At 67.1% G+C, this 2627-nt stretch carries 2 protein-coding genes; both read left to right on the top strand.

Features of this window, described 5'->3' with window-relative positions; translation table 11 throughout:
• A partial coding sequence (locus KDH09_15425) for a hypothetical protein (GenBank protein ID MCB0221087.1) occupies positions 1–896 on the top strand: 896 nt, incomplete at its 5' end.
• Positions 893–2627 (top strand): DUF1925 domain-containing protein (locus tag KDH09_15420; GenBank protein ID MCB0221086.1); only part of this gene is annotated, 1735 nt, incomplete at its 3' end. The genes KDH09_15425 and KDH09_15420, both read left to right, overlap by 4 nt.

Below are 2627 nucleotides of genomic sequence, written 5' to 3'. Positions count from 1 at the left end.
GGCTGCGCCCGGGAAGCTGGATCTACGGAAACTTCGGCACCTGGATCGGCGGTCCGCAGAAGAATCACGCCTGGGACATTCTCGGAGAGTGCCGCGAGCGCCTGCGCGACCTGATGAGCGATCCCGGGCACAGCGCCGAGCAGCTCGAACGCGCGCGCCACTCCCTGATGGCCGCCGAGGGAAGCGACTGGCTTTGGTGGCTCGACGGGCAGTTCAGCAGCAGCTTCATTCCCGAGTTCGACCGCCTCTTCCGCGCGCACCTCTCGGACGCCTTCGAGGCGCTCGGACAGGAAGTGCCCGAGGTGCTGCGCCGCCCGCTTGCCGAAATCCCCGGCGCGGGCGAGGGACAGCCCCTGCAGGCGCCGCTTGCGCTGCTCGATCCCACCATCGACGGCACCGCCGAAGGTGAGGGCGAGTGGATTGCCGCACAACGCCTTGCCTGGCCGCACCTTCGCGAGCAGGGCACCATGGCGCGCGCCACGCGGGTGGTGAACTACCTGTGGTTCGGTTTCGCCGCGAACGGCGATTTCTGCCTGCGTGTCGACCCGGCCGATGAGATCGAGGACGCACTTGGCGCGGTGAGTGTTTCGTGTACCCAGCACGGCACCCGCCGCACGTTGCGCGCGAGCTTTGCCGAAGACGGCAGCCTTGCCGAGGCCAGCAGCGCCATCAGCACGCCGGGCAGCCGCGCGCGCCAGCAGCAGGCCCTCCCCGATGGCGTGCTGCGCGCCCACCACGACGAGATTCTCGAGCTGCGCTGCGCGGCCACCTTGCTGGGCCTTGTCCCCGGCGAGGCGGCTACACTGGACGTCGAGCTCGAGAGCGAGGGCGGCCGCGAGCGGCTTCGCAGCATCGAACTTGAAGTGCCCAACTGGAAGAAGGAGGACCAGCGATGAAGACCCGCATACTGCTGGCCCTGCATTTCCACCAGCCAGTGGGCAACTTCGACCACGTGTTCGAGGCCGCCGTCGATCAGTGCTACCGCCCGATTGTCGAGCATTTTGAGCGCCACCCGGGCGTGCACGCAGCCTTTCACCTCTCGGGCTGCCTGCTCGAATGGCTCGAAGCCAACGATTCGAAACTCATCGACCAGATCATCGCGCTGGTGGGACGCGGACAGATCGAGCCGCTGGGTGGCGCGTTCTACGAGCCCATCCTCACGGCAATCCCGCGCGAAGATGCGCTGGAGCAAATCTCGCTGATGCGTGATTACTGGAGCGCCCGCACGGGCGTCACGCCGACCGGCGCGTGGCTTGCCGAGCGAGTGTGGGAGCCCTGCCTGGCCGATCTACTCTCATGCGCGCAGGTGGGCTACACCATTCTCGACGACCAGCACCTGCGCTATGCGGGGCTTCCGGGGGGGCGCCTTGGCGGCGCCTATTGCACCGAACGCGCCGGCGCCGGCATCGCCGTGCTACCCACGGATTTCGAGCTGCGCTATCACATCCCCTTCCAGAGCATGGAAAAGCTGGAGGCCAACCTGTCCACACTCGAGGGCGATGCGCGCGAGTGGGTGCTCACCTACGGCGACGACGCCGAGAAATTCGGGTTCTGGCCGGGCACCCACGAGTGGGTCTACGGCAAGGACGGGTACTCGGGCTGGCTCGAGCGATTCCTCGCGCGCGCCGAAAATGGGAGCGCACCTTTTTACGCCCAGAGTCCGGCAGCCTACCTTGCCGAGTCGCCGCCGCTCACCAAGGTCTACATTCCCAACGCCTCCTACACCGAGATGCTCGAATGGGCGCTTCCCCCGGCGTCGGTTCCCTCCTACGTGAAGATCAAGGAACTCACCCAGACGCCCGAGCTGCAGGCCGCGGGCAATGCCTTCGTGCGCGGCAGCCTCTGGGACGCTTTCCTGGCGCGCTATCCCGAATCCGACCACATGCACAAGCATGTGCTGCGCTCCTCGCGGCAGGCCGCCGCAGCCGGGATCAGGGACGCACGAACCGCGGCGCTTCGCGCCGAATGCAACTGCGCCTACTGGCACGGCCTGTTCGGCGGGATTTACCTGCCGCACCTGCGCCACGGCGTCTACGAGCAGGTGCTCGCCGCCGATGCGCTGCTGCTCGAAACACTCGCGGCGCCCCGTGCCCTTGCCGAGGACATCGACGGCGATCTGCGCGAGGAAGTCATCCTCCAGAGCGCGCGCGTGCAGGCATTCTTCAAGCCCGAGGATGCGGGAACGCTCTGCGAGCTGGATTATCTTCCCGCCCGCTTCAACGTCACCAACGTGATGGCCCGCTGGCGCGAGAGCTATCACAGCGGCGCCGACATCACCCACGAAAGCAGCGACAGCGACGGGGTGGCCTCCCCACACGAGCGCGCCGTGGGCATCGAGAAAGACGCGCTGGCCGACTACCACTTCGACAAACTGCCGCTTCGCAGCCTGCGCGAGTTCACCGCCGAGCACGCTCCGGGCGCGGCCGGACTTGGCGCCTTCGCCGGGATGAACCGCGCGAGCGCGCCGCTCAAGGACTGGCGTATCGAGGGTGCGGGCTTTGTCGGCGCAGGCAGCGCCGGGGGCGCACGCTTTGAAAAGCGCGTCGCCTTCGAGAGCGACACGCGCCTTGCCTGCGCGTGGAAGATTCAGGAAATCGAGAAGAATGCTTGCTTCGGTGTGATGCTGT

Source organism: Chrysiogenia bacterium, assembly GCA_020434085.1.
GTDB lineage: Bacteria > JAGRBM01 > JAGRBM01 > JAGRBM01 > JAGRBM01 > JAGRBM01.
Note: the sequence above shows the minus strand (reverse complement) of the source record. Positions and strands in the feature narration are given on the sequence as shown.